The 16726-nt window shown below is 70.3% G+C and carries 18 protein-coding genes and 1 pseudogene; 16 read left to right on the top strand and 3 right to left on the bottom strand.

Going from position 1 to position 16726, the window contains the following annotated elements:
• Positions 1 to 134: 134 nt before the first annotated feature.
• Positions 135 to 2270: a SpoIIE family protein phosphatase gene (locus ACFSL4_RS17875; protein ID WP_381083704.1), complete on the bottom strand. Its 2136-nt coding sequence runs from the start codon at positions 2268 to 2270 to the stop codon at positions 135 to 137.
• Between the two features lie 396 nt (positions 2271 to 2666).
• Here ACFSL4_RS17875 and ACFSL4_RS17870 point away from each other — a divergent pair.
• From ACFSL4_RS17870 to ACFSL4_RS17855, 4 genes and pseudogenes are all read left to right on the top strand, one after another.
• Positions 2667 to 2923, top strand: a pseudogene (locus ACFSL4_RS17870) (GNAT family N-acetyltransferase); the annotation flags it as partial.
• Positions 2924 to 3016: 93 nt separating this feature from the next.
• Positions 3017 to 4351, top strand: coding sequence for a hemolysin family protein (locus ACFSL4_RS17865; RefSeq protein ID WP_381083702.1), 1335 nt, complete (start codon positions 3017 to 3019; stop codon positions 4349 to 4351).
• The gene (locus tag ACFSL4_RS17860; RefSeq protein ID WP_381083700.1) at positions 4348 to 5361 is read left to right on the top strand and encodes a hemolysin family protein; all 1014 of its coding nucleotides are present in this window, start codon (positions 4348 to 4350) and stop codon (positions 5359 to 5361) included. Before ACFSL4_RS17865 ends, ACFSL4_RS17860 begins: the two co-directional genes overlap by 4 nt.
• Before the next feature lie 210 nt (positions 5362 to 5571).
• A complete protein-coding gene (locus tag ACFSL4_RS17855; protein WP_381083698.1) occupies positions 5572 to 6387 on the top strand; it encodes an SGNH/GDSL hydrolase family protein in 816 nt (271 codons plus the stop codon).
• Positions 6388 to 6656: 269 nt separating this feature from the next.
• Here ACFSL4_RS17855 and ACFSL4_RS17850 read toward each other — a convergent pair whose 3' ends face one another.
• Together ACFSL4_RS17850 and ACFSL4_RS17845 are read right to left on the bottom strand one after the other, a co-directional pair.
• The gene (locus tag ACFSL4_RS17850) at positions 6657 to 7844 is read right to left on the bottom strand and encodes a site-specific integrase (protein WP_381083696.1); all 1188 of its coding nucleotides are present in this window, start codon (positions 7842 to 7844) and stop codon (positions 6657 to 6659) included.
• A 17-nt stretch (positions 7845 to 7861) separates the two neighbouring features.
• Positions 7862 to 8353 carry a helix-turn-helix transcriptional regulator gene (locus tag ACFSL4_RS17845; RefSeq protein WP_381083695.1) on the bottom strand — a complete coding sequence of 164 codons (492 nt, stop codon included), beginning with the start codon at positions 8351 to 8353 and terminating at the stop codon, positions 7862 to 7864.
• Positions 8354 to 8471: 118 nt separating this feature from the next.
• Here ACFSL4_RS17845 and ACFSL4_RS17840 point away from each other — a divergent pair, with 118 nt between their 5' ends.
• The 12 genes from ACFSL4_RS17840 (at position 8472) to ACFSL4_RS17785 (ending at position 16708) form a co-directional block, all read left to right on the top strand.
• Positions 8472 to 8690 (top strand): DNA-binding protein, encoded by a 219-nt coding sequence (locus tag ACFSL4_RS17840; protein ID WP_381083693.1) that lies wholly within the window; start codon positions 8472 to 8474, stop codon positions 8688 to 8690.
• Between the two features lie 113 nt (positions 8691 to 8803).
• A complete protein-coding gene (locus ACFSL4_RS17835; protein ID WP_381083691.1) occupies positions 8804 to 9595 on the top strand; it encodes a DUF6907 domain-containing protein in 792 nt (263 codons plus the stop codon).
• Positions 9595 to 10020, top strand: a complete 426-nt coding sequence (locus ACFSL4_RS17830; RefSeq protein WP_381083689.1) for a hypothetical protein — start codon at positions 9595 to 9597, stop codon at positions 10018 to 10020. Before ACFSL4_RS17835 ends, ACFSL4_RS17830 begins: the two co-directional genes overlap by 1 nt.
• Entirely contained in the window at positions 10020 to 11312 is a 1293-nt protein-coding gene (locus tag ACFSL4_RS17825) for an AAA family ATPase (protein WP_381083687.1), read from the top strand. Before ACFSL4_RS17830 ends, ACFSL4_RS17825 begins: the two co-directional genes overlap by 1 nt.
• 221 nt (positions 11313 to 11533) lie before the next feature.
• On the top strand, positions 11534 to 11773 hold the full coding sequence (locus tag ACFSL4_RS17820; RefSeq protein ID WP_381083686.1) for a hypothetical protein: 240 nt from the start codon (positions 11534 to 11536) through the stop codon (positions 11771 to 11773).
• Entirely contained in the window at positions 11770 to 11967 is a 198-nt protein-coding gene (locus tag ACFSL4_RS17815; RefSeq protein ID WP_381083684.1) for a hypothetical protein, read from the top strand. Before ACFSL4_RS17820 ends, ACFSL4_RS17815 begins: the two co-directional genes overlap by 4 nt.
• 70 nt (positions 11968 to 12037) lie before the next feature.
• Positions 12038 to 12409, top strand: coding sequence for a hypothetical protein (locus ACFSL4_RS17810; protein ID WP_381083682.1), 372 nt, complete (start codon positions 12038 to 12040; stop codon positions 12407 to 12409).
• A 13-nt stretch (positions 12410 to 12422) separates the two neighbouring features.
• Positions 12423 to 12650, top strand: coding sequence for a hypothetical protein (locus tag ACFSL4_RS17805; protein ID WP_381083680.1), 228 nt, complete (start codon positions 12423 to 12425; stop codon positions 12648 to 12650).
• Positions 12651 to 12702: 52 nt separating this feature from the next.
• Positions 12703 to 13050, top strand: coding sequence for a hypothetical protein (locus ACFSL4_RS17800; RefSeq protein WP_381083678.1), 348 nt, complete (start codon positions 12703 to 12705; stop codon positions 13048 to 13050).
• Positions 13050 to 13736, top strand: a complete 687-nt coding sequence (locus ACFSL4_RS17795; protein WP_381083676.1) for a hypothetical protein — start codon at positions 13050 to 13052, stop codon at positions 13734 to 13736. Before ACFSL4_RS17800 ends, ACFSL4_RS17795 begins: the two co-directional genes overlap by 1 nt.
• A gap of 3 nt (positions 13737 to 13739) precedes the next feature.
• Positions 13740 to 16313 carry a phage tail protein gene (locus tag ACFSL4_RS17790; RefSeq protein WP_381083674.1) on the top strand — a complete coding sequence of 858 codons (2574 nt, stop codon included), beginning with the start codon at positions 13740 to 13742 and terminating at the stop codon, positions 16311 to 16313.
• Positions 16310 to 16708, top strand: coding sequence for a hypothetical protein (locus ACFSL4_RS17785; protein ID WP_381083672.1), 399 nt, complete (start codon positions 16310 to 16312; stop codon positions 16706 to 16708). Before ACFSL4_RS17790 ends, ACFSL4_RS17785 begins: the two co-directional genes overlap by 4 nt.
• The last annotated feature ends 18 nt before the right edge of the window (positions 16709 to 16726 follow it).

The following is a 16726-nucleotide window of genomic DNA, read 5'->3' as shown; positions in this document are numbered from 1 at the left end:
CGGAAACACCGGGTGTGGCCAACGGCCGGCCTGTGGCTTGGCCGCTGGGCACGTCCGGAGCGACCCACCCCAGCCGGTTGCAGGCCGCGCCGGCCGCTCCCGCTTTTCCTGCGGGACTTCGTGTTCGAGATCCGTCACGCTGCGTGGTGCGGGATGTCTTGTTCGGTCCAGATGCATTTGCCGTCGCGGTGGTAGCGGGCGCCCCAGCGTCTGGAGAGGGCAGCGACGAGCTGCAGGCCCCGACCGCCCTCGTCGGTGTAGGCGGCGTGGCGGATGCGGGGGGTGCTGAGGCTGCCGTCGTAGACCTCGCAGGTCAAGGAGTGGCTGCGCAGGAGGCGCAGGTGGATGGGGCCCTTTGCGTGCCGGATCACGTTGCCGACCAGCTCGCTGGCCAAGAGCTCGGTGGTGATCGCTAGATGGTCCAGTCCCCAGGTGGCCAGTTGGTCGCGGACGTGTTCGCGTGCCTGTCCGGCCGCGCGGGGGTCCTCCGGGAGGGTCCAGGAGGCGACATCATCGGCGTCGATGGCCCGCATGTGGGCGATCAGCAGCGCCGCGTCGTCGTTCGTCCGGCCGTGGTCGGGCAGCAGGGCCGACACCACCGTGTCACACAGGTCGTTCAGGCGCCGGACGTCGTCGTCCTCGTCCGGCGCCGCGAAGGCGGGCACCGCGTGCTGGGCGAGGACCTGTTGCAGTCGTGTCAGCCCTTGGTCGACGAACTGGGTGGCGGACTCGACGAGTCCGTCGGTGCACAGGACCAGCAGGCAATCCTCGGGCAGGACCATCTGGTGCGTCTCGAACGGTGGCTCAGCGGCCCCCAGCGGCGGGTCGGCGGTCAGGTCGGGCCTGTGGACGGTGCCATCGCGATGGACGACGACTGGTGGGGGATGACCGGCCAGGGAGAACGAACACATCCGGGTAATCGGGTCGAAGACCGCGTACAGGCAGGTGGCGTAGCAGTCCTCACCCAAGTCGCCGGCCAGGTCGTTGAGACGGCTGAGCAGCTCGTCAGGGGGTATGTCGAGGTCGGCGAGGGTGCGCACGGCGGTGCGCAGCTGGCCCATGGTGGCCGCTTCGGGGATGCCGTGCCCCATGACGTCGCCGATCACCATGGCGACCCTGTCGGCGGACAGCGGGATCACGTCGTACCAGTCGCCACCGACTTGCTCGCCCCTGCCCGCGGGCAGGTAGCGTGCGGCAGCACAGGCGGCAGGCAAACGGGGCAGCGTCCGGGGCAGCAAGGAACGCTGCAACTCCTGCGCTCGAGCATGCTCCACGTCGTACAAGCGGGCCCGCTCCAGCGACTGGCCGACCAGACCGCTCAAGGCGGTCAGCAGCGTGCGCTCCTCGTCGGTGAAGGAGCGCGGCCGAGTGAAAGACACCAGACACATGCCGATCGCGTTCCCGGAGGCGATCAGGGGCAGGAACGCCCATGCGTTCTTCTGGGCCGCCGCCGGTATGTGTTTCAGCGTTGGATAGCGTTGGCAGTACTCTGCGGCCGATTCGATGAACCGGGGGGCGCAAGTCCCGAACACGTCTGCGGCCACGGGGTAGTCGGTGACCGCGAGCCCGTCGAGCAGGCTGAGGAATTCCTGTGTGTATCCGCCGGAGTCGACCACGTGCTGTCGGCCGTTTTCGAACGCCCAGACTATGAGTCCGTCGGCGCCGAATGGGGGCAGGACGTGCTCCGCGACGGCCCGCACGACCTCCCGGGAGGTGACGGCCTCGGCAAGCGCCGCGGTCAGCTTGCCCATCCGGACCGTCCGCTCAGAGCCGGCCACCGAGCGACGGACGGGCGGCGTGCCGGGCAAGCCCTCCAAGCATGCAGCGGCCCATCCCGCCACCGAACGCAGAAAGGACCGCTGCACCTCTTCCGGCTCGCCGGACCCTGCTGTCATCACGGACAGCACACCAATCGGCCCATCGGCACCCAGGAGGGGAACCGCTGACGTGCCGGCTGCCCCGATGCCCGTGCTGTCACCGCTCACCCAGGCATAGTCACCGCGCCGCAGGGCGCGTACCGGCGCCACGTCCTGCTCATCGGACAGATCCGCCCACACCTCGGCGCCCTCCACAGCCAACCCGCTGGCCACGACCAGGCGCAGTCGGCGAGCAGCAGGATCCCACCAGTGCAGGAACGTGCCCAGGCCATCCAGGCATTCGGTGGCTTTGAGGGCCAGCGTCAGCGTTTCCGCGCCCTGCAGCACTTCATAGGGAGCGGTCGAAAAGCTCAGCCCTGGCTGCTGAGGGTGGCTCTCGGCTTCGGCTGCCACAGATGCCAACTCATCTCCCGCTTACTTCTAGCTCACGGACCTGAACATGCAGTGACGGATGACTCCGTAAATCAGGCAAACACTCATATACTCTACCCCGCAATCCATTACCCCAGATTCGAATAGATCGACGAAGCTGGGCTGATGATCAGTGGGGGGCTCGCTGTTCCCGGCAGGATGGCAGGCACGCACCGCCGGGTGCATGAGTTCACGGGTTGTCCGGACGCCCGGGGGACTACCGGCAGATCCGATCGAGAGGCTTCCCAAGCCCGCATTCGAGGCCGCCGAGAGGCGCTGTGCGCGGTCATCGCGCCCAGCGGCTCTCACGAGTGAAACGCCGGCGGTGCCCGCCGTGGACCTGGCTCAAGCACCGCCAGCCCCGGCCCGTGGGGCACCCACCCGGAGCGCCGCCGCCAGGGGCATCGCCTCGGTGCTGCCGGCCGCCGCGGAGGAGCGGTTCGTACGGGCTCGGGGGGCGCCGCGGGGACGCGATGGCGCTGCGGCACAACGACACCGCGCACCACGCCTGGGGAGCGGCGGGATACGCACGGCAGGAGCAGTGGCGGCGCCGGGTGAGGCCGCGCACGAACCGAATCACTTTGCCGGTCCTTTACCATGAGGGGGCCGAGCCGTCCCACCATGGAAAGGTGTGAGCGTCCTGAGCGCCCGCCGGCGGGCGAACGTCCCCGTGGCCGACATCGCGCGGTCCTCGCGTCCCTGTCCGACGATGGGACGGAGGTGACCCGATGACCGAAGTGCTCCTCCTGCTGGTCGCGGTCCTGCTCTCGCTCGCCTGCGGTGGCTTCGTCGCGGCGGAGTTCTCCCTCACCACGGTCGAGCGAAACGAGCTGGAACGGGCCGCGGAGCGCGGTGAGCGCGGGGCGGCGGGCGCCCTCAAGGCCGTACGGAGTCTGACGTTCCAGCTCTCCGGCGCCCAGCTCGGGATCACGGTGACCAACCTGGTGGTCGGCATGCTCGCCGAGCCGTCGATCGCCAAGCTGATCGCCGACCCGCTGGAGGCGCTGGGCCTGCCGTCCTCGGCGTCCGCATCCGTGGCCCTCGTCATCGGCACGGGCCTGTCGACCGTGTTCCTGATGGTGGTCGGCGAGCTGGTCCCGAAGAACTGGGCGATCTCCTCGCCGCTGGCCCTGGCCAAGCGGGTGGGCACGCCGCAGCGCCTGTTCAGCGCCGCGTTCCGCCCGTTCATCACGCACCTGAACAACACGGCCAACCGCGTCGTCCGCCGCTTCGGCCTCGAACCGGCCGAGGAACTCGCCTCGGCCCGCGGCCCCCAGGAACTGGTGGCGCTCGCCCGGCACTCCGCGAAGGAGGGCGCCCTGGAGGCGGACACCGCAGAGCTGTTCGTGCGCACGCTCAACCTCGCCGGCCTGACCGCGGAGAACGTGATGACCCCGCGCGTCCAGGTCGTGGCCCTCGACGTCCTGGCGACCTGTGAGGACGTGGCGAACGCGACACGCGCGACGGGGCTGTCCCGCTTCCCCGTCTACCGCAGCAGTCTGGACTCGGTCGTGGGCGTCGCGCACATCAAGGACGTGGTGTCCGTGCCCGCCGAGGAGCGGCCCCAGCGTTCGGTCACGCACGTGCTGCGCGAACCGCTGTTCGTGCCGGAGTCCCTCACCGTCGACCGGCTGCTGGACCGGCTCTCGGGCAGGAACACCATGGCCGTCGTCATCGACGAGTACGGCGGCACCGCCGGGGTGGCCACGCTGGAGGACATCGTCGAGGAGGTCGTCGGCGAGGTGCGCGACGAGCACGACCCGCACGAGACCCCCGACCTGACCCCCGCCGGCACGGACGCCGCCGGCCGGACGCTGTACTCGGCCGACGGCTCCGCCCGTGTCGACCAGCTCGCACGCGTCGGGCTGCGGGTGCCCGAGGGGCCGTACGAGACGCTGGCGGGCGTCGTCGCCAGGGAACTCGGCCGCATCCCCACCGAGCGGGACACGGTCGAGGTCGCCGGCTGGCGCCTCGACGTGGTGGACGTGTCCGGGCACCGGGCAGCACGCGTCCTCATGCACGCGCCGCCGGCCGGGCAGGAAGGGGAGGAAGGACACCGGTGACCGTCGTCCAGCTGCTGATCGCCCTGCTGACGCTCGTCGCGAACGCCTTCTTCGTGGGCGCCGAGTTCGCGTTGATCTCGGTCCGCCGCAGCCAGATAGAGCCGCACGCCGAGGCGGGCGACCGACGTGCGCGCAGGGTGCTGTGGGGCCTGGAGCACCTCTCGGCGCTGATGGCGGCGGCGCAGCTGGGCATCACCCTGTGCACCCTGGTCCTCGGTGTGGTCGCCGAGCCCGCGATCGAGCACCTGCTGGAGCCGGTGTTCCACGCGGTGGGGGTCCCGGCGGACGCGGGACGCGTGGTGTCGTTCGTGATCGCGCTGACCATGGCGACCTATCTGCACATGCTGCTCGGGGAGATGGTGCCGAAGAACGTGGCGCTCGCGGAGCCGGTGCGTCTGGCCCTGCTGCTGGGCCCGCCGCTGGTCGGCCTGTCCCGTGCGCTGCGGCCGGTGATCTTCACTGTGAACGCCTTCGCGAACGGGCTGCTCGCGCTGGTGCGCGTACAGACGAAGAACGCGGTCACGGCCACCTTCTCGGACGACGAACTGGCGCGCCTGGTCAAGGACTCCCTGGAGGCGGGCCTGATCGACCATCGCGCCCGGGAGCGGCTGCACGACGCCCTGGAGCTGGGACGGCGGCCCGTGCGCGACGTAGTGGTGCCGCTGGAAAGCGTGGTCTCCGCGCACGTGGGCACCACTCCGGAGCAGTTGGAGCGGCTGTCGGCCGAGTCCGGGTTCTCGCGCTTCCCCGTCGTGGACGAGGGCCGGCGGATCATCGGCTACCTGCATGTCAAGGACGCGCTGGACGCCTCCCCGCGGGACGTGCCGTTCCGCCTGCGGGACATGCGGCCCATCGCGCGGGTCCGGGAGACCACCCCGCTGGACGACGTGCTCACGGCGATGCGCGGCAGCCGTACCCATCTGGCGGCGGTCCTGGGCGCGGACGGCAGGCTGGCGGGGCTGGTGACCATGGAGGACGTCCTCCGCGAACTGTTCGGCCGGCCGTCCTGACCGGGAACGGCCGGGCCTGCCGGCCGTGCACACGGGCAGCGCCGGCGGCCGCACGCGGGCAGCGCCAGGGGAAGACCGGCGGCGCGACCACACCCCCCAAAACGACCCCCGCCCCGCCGGCCACCCGCGCGAAGCCGACAGCGGGCCGGCACCTCACAGGACGGGCGACCGACCGATGGGTATGCCCCACGGGATACCATCGACGACGCCATGCAGACAAACCCCACCCACACCAGCCTGGTCGCGGTCGGCGACTCCTTCACCGAGGGCATGTCGGACCTGCTGCCCGACGGCTCCTACCGCGGCTGGGCCGATGTCCTCGCGGGCCGGCTGGCCGCACGGACGCCCGGATTCCGGTACGCCAACCTCGCCGTGCGGGGCAAGCTGATCGGGCAGATCGTCGACGAGCAGGTGGGCCCCGCCGCCGCGATGGGGGCCGACGTGATCACGCTGGTCGGCGGGCTCAACGACACCCTGCGGCCCAAGTGCGACATGGGGCGCGTGCGGGGGCTGCTGACCGAGGCCGTGGAGCGTCTGGCCCCCTCGTGCAAGCAGCTCGTCCTGATGCGCAGCCCCGGACGTCAGGGCCCGGTCCTCGAACGCTTCCGGCCCCGCATGGAGGAGCTGTTCGCCTGCGTCGACGGACTGGCCGCGCGGCACGGCGCCCTCGTGGTCGACCTGTACGGGGCGCCGTCGCTGGCCGACCCGCGGCTGTGGGACGTCGACCGGCTGCATCTGACGGCCGACGGACACCGCCGGGTGGCGGAGGCCGTGTGGCAGACGCTCGGCTACGAGGCGGAGGACACGGAGTGGCGGACGCCGCCGCCGCCCGCCGCGCCACCGGGCTGGCTCGCCCGCCGGGCCGCGGACGCCCGCTTCACCCACCGGCATCTGCTGCCCTGGATAGGGCGGCGGCTGACCGGCCGCTCGTCGGGGGACGGCCGCCCGGCCAAGCGGCCCGAGCTGCTGCCGTACGAGGGACCCGGCGCGCAGGAGCGGGAACGCCCCGGAGGGCCCGCCGCGTGACCGCCACCGCGATCAGCCTCAAGGGCCGGCTCCACCGTGGGGCGCGCACCAGAGGCGAGCCGCTTGCCGCACACGCCGGGAACCGGGCCGTGGCCCCGCCCCCGGACCGGCCTTCGTGACGCGGGTCTCGTAGCTTCCGCCGAACCGCCCCATGGCGCTGGCCTGCACGATCCGCCAGTAGAATCCGTACACTGTTCTACGCATTCACGGATTCTTGCTGGTCAGAGGCCACGTGAGAGATCTCCGAGGAGATCATTTCTCACAATTTCTCACACAGGGGCTTTCTGATCACCCCCGTGGAAGCTGTCCCACGCGGTCGCCGCGGTCCGAAGGTCCTCAACGTCCACGTGCACGTACTTCCTCTTGGTGAAGGTCGCGTTCGTGTGGCCGGCCCACGCCGCGAGGACGACGTCCGGCACCCCGGACACCGCGAGGTACGTCAGACACGAGTGCCTGGCGTCGTACAGCCGCACCCGCCGCATCTCCAGCTCGCGCATGAGCCGGTAGGCGTGTTCCCGCAGATGCCGCGTGTTCCTCGGGATACCGAGCTGGTCGACGACGACGTAACCGGAGTCCGTGTAGCCCTCGCCCGCCGCGAGCTTCTCCCGGGCCTGGACGGCCCGGAACTTCTTCAACGCGTCCAGCACCGCACCAGGCAGCGGCAAGACGCGCTCGCCTGCCTCGGTCTTGGTGTCCTTCTCCAGCACCCGCGAGTTGCCGACCATCGTGCGGGTGTTGGACGTCTCCAGCGTGGCCAACTTCAGGTCGAGGTCGGTCCAGCGCAGGCCGACCACTTCCGCCGGCCGCAGGCCCATCAGGGACAACAGCAGCGGCGCGTGGAGGCGGTCCCGCTCGATGCCCTTGATGAACCGCTGCACCTCGGCGACGGTCCACGGCTTGGCCTTGGGCCGCTCGCGCCGGTCGGTCTTCTTGTCCGCGAGGCTCACGCGCACGGCCTGCGCCGGGCTCTCCGGGATCAGCTTCCGTACGACCGCCCGCTTCAGGGCCTCGCGCAGCCGCGTGAGAACGCCCTCCGCGGTCGACACTGCGAGACGGCTCCCGGCCGCGCCTCCCTTGCGGCGGCCCTTGCTGACGATGTCGTCGATGCAGTCACGCACCTGGTCCTCGGTCAGCTCCTGGAGGCGTATGCGCCCGAGGCGGTCGTAGACGTGGACCAGGGCGAGCCGGTACGTGCGGATCGTGGTCGCCTCGACGTCGCGCCGCTTGAACTCCAGCCACTGATCAAGCCACTCCCCAACCGTGATCTTGCTGGGGAGGATGAGCGTCCCGGCCGCCCGCTGGTGCCGGATGCGGTCGCGCTCGTTCTTGACCTCGGTCTTGGTGTCGCGGGTGATGGTGACCTGGATCCGCTTGCCGTTCTCGTCGTGGCCGGCGTCGACCACGGTGCGGTAGCGGACCTTGCCGCTCGCGAGCGTGACCTTCCGGATCTCCGCCACAACTCCCCCTCCCCAGTTCAGGCCTGCGACTCGGAGTCTTGCCCCTCGACCGTGTCAAGGACGTTGTCGAGGTGAGTGATCGAGCTGCCGACAGCCGAAAGGGCATCGATGAGCTGCGAGGTATCGGTCATCACTTGCTCGTGGGCGTCCCGAAGCCTCCGAGCGCTGGAGCGAGTGAGTAGGTCGGCACCCGCCTTGATGTCGCTGCGGTGGAAGACACGCTTCATGTAGGCGTCCGCCAGCACTACCGTCCCCGGCAACTCGACGTCGTCACGGTTCCAGTCTCTGAGCAGGAAGAAGGAAGGGATCGTCACGTCAAGAACCAGCGCGAGCGCGAGCAAGTCAGCCGCGCTGAAAGCGCGACGTCCCTTCTCTGCTGCGGACACGGCCTGACGGCTCCACGGCTTCCCGAGATGTCTGGCTACGGCCTCCCCGAGCTGAGCTTGGGTCATGCCCTGATCCTCACGGATCCATTGGAGGTTGGCCCCAATGACCTCTTCGATCTTCACCGGCACCCCTTCCTGGTGTCAGGAAGAGCATTACACGGCATAGACGGGTTGACAAGCATGGCGACCCGGATGGAAGGTAGAGACAGACGGTCACTCCACACCTGACACGGAGGTTGTGATGACCACTGCCATCCCGGCAGTTGCCACACCCACGCTCGATGAGATCCGCGCCTGGCCGGCCACGGTCGACGTGACCAGCGCTGCCCGCGCCATGGGAATCAGCAGAGCCCAGCTCTACCGGCTGATCGCGGAGGGCAACGCGCCCGTGCGTGTCCTCGACTTCGGCGCCAAGCGCGTCGTCACCGCGTCGCTCGTGCGACTCCTGGAGGCCGCCTGACGGCGTTCCCGCGCCGCCAGACGACCCCTCACCCATCCCACACAAGGCCGAAGCCCCGAGGCCCCCGCTTGGACACGGACCCCGAGGCTTCAACACGAGACGGAGCCACCAGCATGGCACACACCGCCGACAGGCTGCGAGAGGCGCTCGCCCCGACCCGGCACCCGCACCCGCTCCTCACCGCCTCCGCGGTCGCGCAGACCGTGCAGGCCGCCGAGGCCACCCGCGAGCGCGCCGACCAGCTCGACGCCGGCGCCCGCGAGCACACCGAGCACACCACCCTGACCGCCGACCTCGAAGAACACGCCGACCTCGAGGCCCCCGTCATCCACAAGCTGTTCGGCAACCGGATCCGCGCGGCCTTCAACCCCCTGCTCATCACCCGGGCCGAGGTCGAGCAGCAGCTCACCGCCGCCTACCCCGGGTACCGCGGCCCGAGCCCGCTCACCGCGGCCCAGCGCGGCCCGGCCTGGCGCGCCAAGTACGGGTGCACCCCGTGGTGCGTCATGGACCACGCGGGCGCCGACGGCGTGCCCGGCTGGTGCTCCGGCACCACCGCCCAGGTCGCCGCTCCCACCACGCCCGCCGACCACATCTCCGGCCGCGAGCCTCTCCCTGTCCTGGCCGCCCGCGTCGTCCAGTGCAACGACAGCCCCGAGGAGTTCGGCATCAAGACGCGGATCTGGTTCGAGGCCGACCTCGAGCTGTACGAGCTGGACGTTCCGCAGGCCCGCACCACGGTCGCCCGGCTGAAGGCGTTCGTGCCGCAGCTGGAGGCGATGTGCGAGCAGTTGGAGCGGGCCGCCGTCGACGACCGGCCCGGTGACCCGGAGGCGCAGGCCCGGTACATGGCGGCGCTGGACGCCCGCATCAAGGCCGCCGACGCCACCGAGGACCGCGGCTGATGACCGGCCGCCGCCCCAACCGCCCCCGCCTGGTCACCACGACCGGGCGGGGGCCCGCCCCTGTCCGCACCGTCGGCGTCGTCATCATCGACCTCACGCCCTACATCGAGCGCGGCTTCCTCCACACCGTCAGGCCGGAAATGGTCGTGCCGTCCTGCGGATTCGCACCCGGCACGAACCTCGAGATCCACATTGGCCACGCCCGCAACGTCGGCACAAACGATCCGACCCTCTACGAGATCGTTCGCGCCGCCCACGGCTGCACGGTCGTCGTGAAGGGCTACGACTACGACGGCGTACGCGCCGTACAGCGCGCCCTCGACCGCATGCGCGGCTTCGCCCCCGCCCCCGAACGGCACGGCTGCGACGCAGGCGGCTGCGAGTTGCTCTACGGCTCCCCAGACCTTGGACGGAACGACATCTGATGATCGACCCCACTCGGTTCTGCGTGCACCCGGTCAACGGCCGCGCGTGCGACAACACGGAGCCGACCCACAGCGGCGGGCAGCTCGGGCACGACTTCCGGCCGCCCGCCGCTCAGGGGGAGCCGCAGCGGCCCCAGCTCGCCGTGGTACCGGACGACCCGAACCAGGAACCACCCCGGCGCGGGCTCATCCTGCGCCCAGCCTCAATGATCCGGATCCGCCCGGTGCGGTGGCTGTGGGACACCACTCCGGAGGGTGCCCCGCCCACCTCGCACGGCCGTATCCCGCTGTACTCCCTCGCCATCGCGGCCGGCGGGCCCGGCCTCGGCAAGTCCCAGTTCGCCATATGGATGACCGCCCGCATCACCCGCGGTGAACTCCCCGGGGAGCTGTACGGCAAGCCCCACGCCGTCATCTACGCCGCCGCCGAGGACTCCTGGACGTACACCATCGCCCCGCGGCTCGTCGCTGCGGGCGCGGACATGGATCTCGTCTTCCACGTGGCCGTGCGCGACGACGAGCATCCCTACGCTCGCCTCACCCTTCCGATCGACACGTCACTGCTCGCGCAGGAAGCCGAGCGCTACAGCGTGGCTCTGCTGGTCATGGACCCGCTGCTCTCGTACATCGACAAGGGCATCAACGACTACCGGGCCGCCGAGGTCCGGGCCGCCCTCGAGCCCCTCGTGGCCGCCGCCGACCGGCACCACTTCACGATCCTTGGGCTCGCCCACTTCACGAAGGCCGGCGCCGCCAACCCGCTCAACCGCCTGGCGGGCTCGGGTGCGTTCGGCCAGCTCCTCCGCTCCCTCATCGCCTTCGCCAAGGAAGAGGACGAGGAGGGCGATGAGCGGTTCGTGATGTCGCTGGAGAAGAACAACCTCGGCCGCCTCGGACTCCCCTCGCACGAGTACAAGATCGCCCCGGTGACGATCGAGACGGAGGAAGGCCCCTCATACGTCTCCCGGTTCGTCCTCGGCCCCGAGACCACCATCTCGGTCCGGCAGGTGATGCGCGATGAGACGGCCGTCGGTGGGGTCGACAAATCCGAGCGGACCGAAGCCATGGAGTGGCTAGAGGACTACATGACCGCCCGGGACCGTGCGGGCATCGCCGAACCCAAGGAGGTCTATTCCGCGGCCAGGGTCGCCCGGATCACTGACAACGCCCTTCGCGAGGCGAAGCGCCGACTGCGGATCAAGAGCGTGAAGCAGAAGGGAGTTCGTGACGGCGGCTGGTTCTGGCAGATGCCCGGATTCGCCGCTCCTGACGATCAGCAACCCGAGATGTAGCCCTTCCCCATATACGCACTCCACATCTTCAACATCTTCTCTCTGACCTGCATAAACATAACCCCCATCTTCCCCCCACCTTCGCCCCACCTTCGGAAAGATCCCCACCTTCCCTCGGAGAAGGTGAGGCGAAGGCGGGGCGAAGGCGGGTGCGAGAAACCGCAGGTCAACCGGAAGATGCGGAAGGCGTCGAAGGTGACGACAGGTACAGGAGACACGCAGTGACCGACCTCATCCCCGCAGCACCCGGCTGGTACGTCGACGCCGACGGAGAGCTAGAACCCGTCATCGCCTGGACCACCGCCACCAACTCCGAGGGAGACAACACCGTCCTCCCGCTCGTCCCCGACAACCGCGGCCTCACCCCTTGGCTCGTAAACGAGAACTTCATCAAGGAGTTCAACTGCAAGATCGTCTACCTCCCGAACTACGACCCCGCAGAAGAAGCGGAGCCCCAGTGACCGAGTCCCACGTCGAACAGCAGGTGCAGCAGCGCATCGCCGCCGCCCGCATCCGCGTACAAGCCGCCGCCAAGCGCCGCGAGGACTTCGCCGCCGCACGACACCACGGCCTCGCACGACGCCACGCCACCAAACTCCGCAACCTCGCCGACACCGACAGACGAACGCCGGAACAACCACCAGACCCGACCTGACGACCGCCGCGCATCCGGTTCCGGAGCCCCCGCGCGCATCGCCCGCGGACATGTACGAGAAGAGAGCCCCATGCCCGACACCCCCACCCGCAAGCCCAACTACCCCGGCCGCGAGCAACTCGACGCCGCGAACGCCCGCTTCCGCCGGGCTGTGTCCCGCCTCCACCGCGAGGCCGGCCGCCACGACCCCAAGCTCATGCCCGCCGTGGAGCGCATCGTCCTTGAGGCCGCCGAGACGCTCGGCAGGCTCGCCCAGGATGCGGAGGCCGCGGAGAACACCAGCGCCCGCCATCAGGCCGTCCTGAAGGCGCAGGAGGACAAGATCCGGGCCCAGCTGCGGCCCGCCGCACGGCGCGGTGACCAGCGGGCCGTCAGCATCCTCTCCCGGCTCGACCAGCGGGCGGCCCGCCGCCCCGGACCAGCGCCCGACGATGCCGCCTGACAAGGAGGTCGCCATGCCGCCGGTTCCGTCCGATGCACTCACCACTGCCCGCGACAGGGCGTTCGTTGCGGCACACAGGCTCCGCACTGCCGAGGAGATCGACCAGGCCGAACCTGGCCTCATCACCCCGGCCCGCCTCGCCCAGCTCCGCAACGACGCCGAGCAGGCAGCGCACGCCTTGGTCGACGCCGAGCTGCTGCGCCGCGCCCTCCCCGACGGGCCACCCGACGATGCCGCGTGACAAGCCGCGTCAGGGACCGTCTCCAGCCGTACGAGGCGACCGTGGCGCGTGGGTGCCCGCTGCGGTCGCCTTCCCCCTCTGGCAGGCCCTGAGGGCCGAGGCGCAGCGTGCCCGACGCAACGGCCATGACGTCCGTCCCGACGTCCTCGCCGCGATCGAGCAGCTGCGGGCGGCCGCCCTCGCCCACATGTCCGCTTCCCCGCACGGCAACCGGACATTGCCCCACGATCGGCCCAGTGACCGCCTGGTCACCACCGGGGAGCTTGCCGGCCGCCTCGGGGTGACCGGGCGCCACGTCCTCCGGCTGGCCGCCGCCGAGGGCGTCACGCGCGTCGCGTGGGGCCTGTGGGCAGCCGAGGACGCCGACCACCTCGTCCGTACGCACAGGAAGGCCCCCTGATGGCCGTACCGCCGCCGCTGCCGCACCCCAACAGCGACCCCGACCACCTCGCCGCCCGCACTTCCAAGGAGACGTTCACCAACGCCGCCCGCGCGGTCCGCGAGAACCCGAACATCTCCAACCGCCTCAAGGCGCAGCAGATCACCGCCCTGTACGACACGCACGTCAAGGAGACCGCAGACGCCTACCAGCGGCTGACCGACCGCCGCCGCGCCCGCCTGGAGTACCTCGAGGGCCTCGTGCCCATCGGCCCCGGCATCCCCGAGGGCACCAGCCCGGCCGACAAGGCCGTCCTCATGGAGGCGTTCCGCAGCGCGTGGGACAAGGTGAAGGAGACCAGCCGCCAGGGCCGCGCCGAGCTGCTCGCCGAGGCCGAGCGGTTCGACGACGACGCGATGCGCCGCGCAGTGCTCACCTACGCCCTCGACCATGCCGAGTTGTGGACCATCCGCGACTGGACGGCGATGCACCTCGACAAACAGGACTACCTCAACGAGGTCGCCGAGCTGCGCGACGCGCTCGCCGGCCGCGGCACCAACCGTGCGTGGGACCGGCAGGACTTCACACCGCTGCCCAAGCCTCAGGAGGCGTACGACTGGCCGCTCATCGAGGGCGACCCCAACGCGCAGCCCTGGGACAGCGGGCGCACGGTGCGGCCGGGCGTCATCGAGTACCGCCGGAGCTGACCCATGGCCCTGCGTATCGGTGAACTGGTCGGGCTGATCCGCGCGGATGACTCGGGTATGCGCCGCGGCATCACGGACGCCGAGCTGCGGATGCGCGGCCTCCAGCGCGACATGGACGGTCGCCTGCGTGACCTGCGCGGCCGGTTCACCTCCGAGTCGCGGCTGTTGGGCCGTGTGCTCGGCGATGGCGTCGGCCGCGGCGGGGACCGGGCGAGGCTTTCCCTCGGCCGCATCGCAGGTATGGCCCGCGGGCTGGGTGGGGTCGCGGCGGCGGTGGGCGGTATCGCGGCCAAGCTGGGGTCTGCGGTGCCGGTGGCGGCCGGGCTGGCGGCGATGCTGGTGGACATCGCCCCGGCGGCCGGAGTAGCGGCCACCGGTGTGCTGGCGGCAGTGTCGGCGACGGCCGCACTGAAGATCGGCATGGCCGGAGTCGGTGACGCGGTCAAGGAGGCGTTCACCGGGGACGACCCGAAGAAGCTCGCGGAGGCGCTGGAGAAGCTGTCGCCGAACGCGCGCGCCTTCGTCAAGGCCATGCAAGGGCTGAAGCCGCAACTGGATGCGCTGAAGAAGAGCGTCCAGGACAAGTTGTTCGCCGGCCTGGACGACCAACTGAAGCGCACTGCCAGGACAACGCTGCCTCTGTTCCGGTCCCAGCTGGAGCGGTCCGCTGGCGCCATGAACCTGATGGGCCGTGGTGTCGCGGACGCGGTGCGGGACCTGGCCGACTCCGGTGCGCTGGGCAAGGCTCTGACGTCGGCGAACAAGGGGCTCGTGAACCTGTCGGGTGCTCCGGCGCTCGTGGTGCAGGCCCTAGGGCAGATCGGGGCCGCTGCCGGTCCGGCATTCGCCCGGTTGACGGCCGGTGTCGGCGACGCGCTCGACAAGGTCGCAGGGAAGCTCAACACCGCGTTCAAGTCCGGTGCGCTGCAGGACGCCATCGAGACCGCGATCGGGCTGATAGGCGACCTCGCCGACGTTGCGGGTAACGTGGGCCGGATCATCGGCTCGGTGTTCTCGGCGGCGCAGGTCTCCGGGGGAGGGTTCGTCGGAACGCTGAAGACGATCACTGGAGCGCTGGCCGACGCGTTTGCCTCGCCGGAGATCCAAGGCGGGCTGAAGGCCCTGTTCACTACGATGTCGACGGTCGCGCAGACGGCGGCGCCGCTGCTGGTGCAGGCCCTCGGTGTGATCGCCCCGGTCTTCGCAGCGCTGGGGCCGCCGGTTCAGACTCTGATCAAGGCCCTCGGGGATGCACTGTCCCCGATCATCGACGCTCTCGGCCCGGTGCTCGCCACCGCGGCGAGCGCATTCGGCACCCTGATTGAAGCTGTCGCACCGATCCTGCCCGTTGTGGGCCAGCTGGTTGCCTCGCTGCTGCCCGCACTGACGCCGTTGCTGGCCGCCGTGCAACGCATGTTCGCGCAGGCCGCACCCGTAGTGATGCTGCTCGTACAGGCCCTCGCGCAGGCCCTGGCGCCGATCCTCGCTCAGCTGCCCACCATCGTGACGCCGATCGCCACCGTGTTCGCGCAACTGGCCGAACAGCTCCTGCCGATCCTCACTCAGCTGATCATCGCCCTGGCCCCAAGTATCGCCAGCCTCGGGCAGACCTTCGCCACGCTCATGGTCGCCGTGGCCCCGCTGATCCAGGCCGTTGGTGACCTCGTGGTCCGGCTCCTGCAAGGGTTGATGCCGGTCATTCAGCCTCTGATCGGGCTCATCGGCACTCTCGCCAGCATCCTTGCTGCGGGCTTGGCCGCGGTCGTGACGAACGTCGTCGTCCCCGTCATCCAGGGCATCGTGTCCCTGCTGAGCGGTGACTTCTCCGGCGCCTGGCAGCACGCGAAGGACGCCGTCAATGGGGCGAAGGACCTGATCGGGAAGGCTGCGGGGAAGCTCGCCGAACTCGTCGGCAAGGCAGTCGGTGCGGCGGTTGACTGGCTGGCCGGCCTGCCGGGGAGAGCGTTCTCCGCGCTGGCCTCCCTCACGGGCTACCTGAAGTCCCGGGCGAGCGACGCGGGCGGAAAGCTGGTGTCCACGATCCGGGAGAAGATGGACGATGCGATCGACTGGGTCAAGGGCCTTCCCGGGCGGGCGGTATCGGCTCTCGGTGACCTCGGCAGCAAGCTTGCCAGCGCGGGAAAGGCGCTGATTCAGGGCTTCATCGACGGCATCAAGTCCAAGCTCAGCGCGGTAGGCGATGCGGTCAGCTCCGTGGTGTCCAAGGCAGCGGACTTCTTCCCGCATTCCCCCGCGAAGAAGGGACCTTTCTCCGGGCGCGGCTACACGTCGTACTCCGGCCAGGCTTTGATCAGGGGGTTCCAGGAGGGTATCGCCCGGCAGGCCCCGGCACTCCAGCGCCAGCTCGACGGGCTGACGTCAGGCCTGCACGGCACCCTGAATCCGGCGATGGCGCCGGCCATGGCGGGCGCAGGTGCGGGGGCGGGCGCGGGGATGAGCCGGAACGTGACGAACAACTACACGTACAACCTCTCGCACCGGGGGATCACCATGCAGCAACTTGAGGCACTCCAGCGCCGCCAGGAAGCCATCGCGCGAGTCGGGCGGCCCCGGTGACCCGGCAGGGCTCCGATGGAGCCGCGTACGGGCAGCGGGGGGCCACGGAGTACGACCGCGGGTTCCTCGCCGAGGTCGACCGGCACCAGCCGCAGCTTGTACGGGCGGAACGCTACGCCGAGACGTGGCGGCGCGGCCCCCTGGAGGTGACGCTGAACCCCCTGTGCGACTGGTACCCGCCACCGGTCAAGGCCGCGTTGCAGACCTACCGGCAAGCAGTGCTCGATGGGCACTGCCCAGCGTGCGGGGCCTACAGCCGCATGACGGAAGGGTTCTGGGATCTCGAGCATGGGGAGACGTGCACGTCCAGTCCGGAGGCGCTGGCGTTGATGGCCGGCGCGGCCGTGCTGGAGATGTTTCCGGCTGGCGATCCGGACGCCCCGCCGGAGGTGTAGCGGCGCCCGGCCCTCGGG

This window comes from Streptomyces caeni (genome assembly GCF_042678285.1).
GTDB lineage: Bacteria > Actinomycetota > Actinomycetes > Streptomycetales > Streptomycetaceae > Streptomyces > Streptomyces caeni.
This window is presented reverse-complemented; position numbering and strand designations above follow the sequence as displayed.

Excerpts from the sequence above, each read along its gene's own strand:
- ACFSL4_RS17830 (WP_381083689.1), top strand. The coding sequence starts at position 9,595 with ATGACCGGCCGCCGCCCCAACCGCCCCCGCCTGGTCACCACGACCGGG.
- ACFSL4_RS17810 (WP_381083682.1), top strand. The coding sequence starts at position 12,038 with ATGCCCGACACCCCCACCCGCAAGCCCAACTACCCCGGCCGCGAGCAA.
- ACFSL4_RS17790 (WP_381083674.1), top strand. The coding sequence starts at position 13,740 with ATGGCCCTGCGTATCGGTGAACTGGTCGGGCTGATCCGCGCGGATGAC.
- ACFSL4_RS17825 (WP_381083687.1), top strand. The coding sequence starts at position 10,020 with ATGATCGACCCCACTCGGTTCTGCGTGCACCCGGTCAACGGCCGCGCG.
- ACFSL4_RS17835 (WP_381083691.1), top strand. The coding sequence starts at position 8,804 with ATGGCACACACCGCCGACAGGCTGCGAGAGGCGCTCGCCCCGACCCGG.
- ACFSL4_RS17795 (WP_381083676.1), top strand. The coding sequence starts at position 13,050 with ATGGCCGTACCGCCGCCGCTGCCGCACCCCAACAGCGACCCCGACCAC.
- ACFSL4_RS17855 (WP_381083698.1), top strand. The coding sequence starts at position 5,572 with ATGCAGACAAACCCCACCCACACCAGCCTGGTCGCGGTCGGCGACTCC.
- ACFSL4_RS17865 (WP_381083702.1), top strand. The coding sequence starts at position 3,017 with ATGACCGAAGTGCTCCTCCTGCTGGTCGCGGTCCTGCTCTCGCTCGCC.
- ACFSL4_RS17805 (WP_381083680.1), top strand. The coding sequence starts at position 12,423 with ATGCCGCCGGTTCCGTCCGATGCACTCACCACTGCCCGCGACAGGGCG.
- ACFSL4_RS17840 (WP_381083693.1), top strand. The coding sequence starts at position 8,472 with ATGACCACTGCCATCCCGGCAGTTGCCACACCCACGCTCGATGAGATC.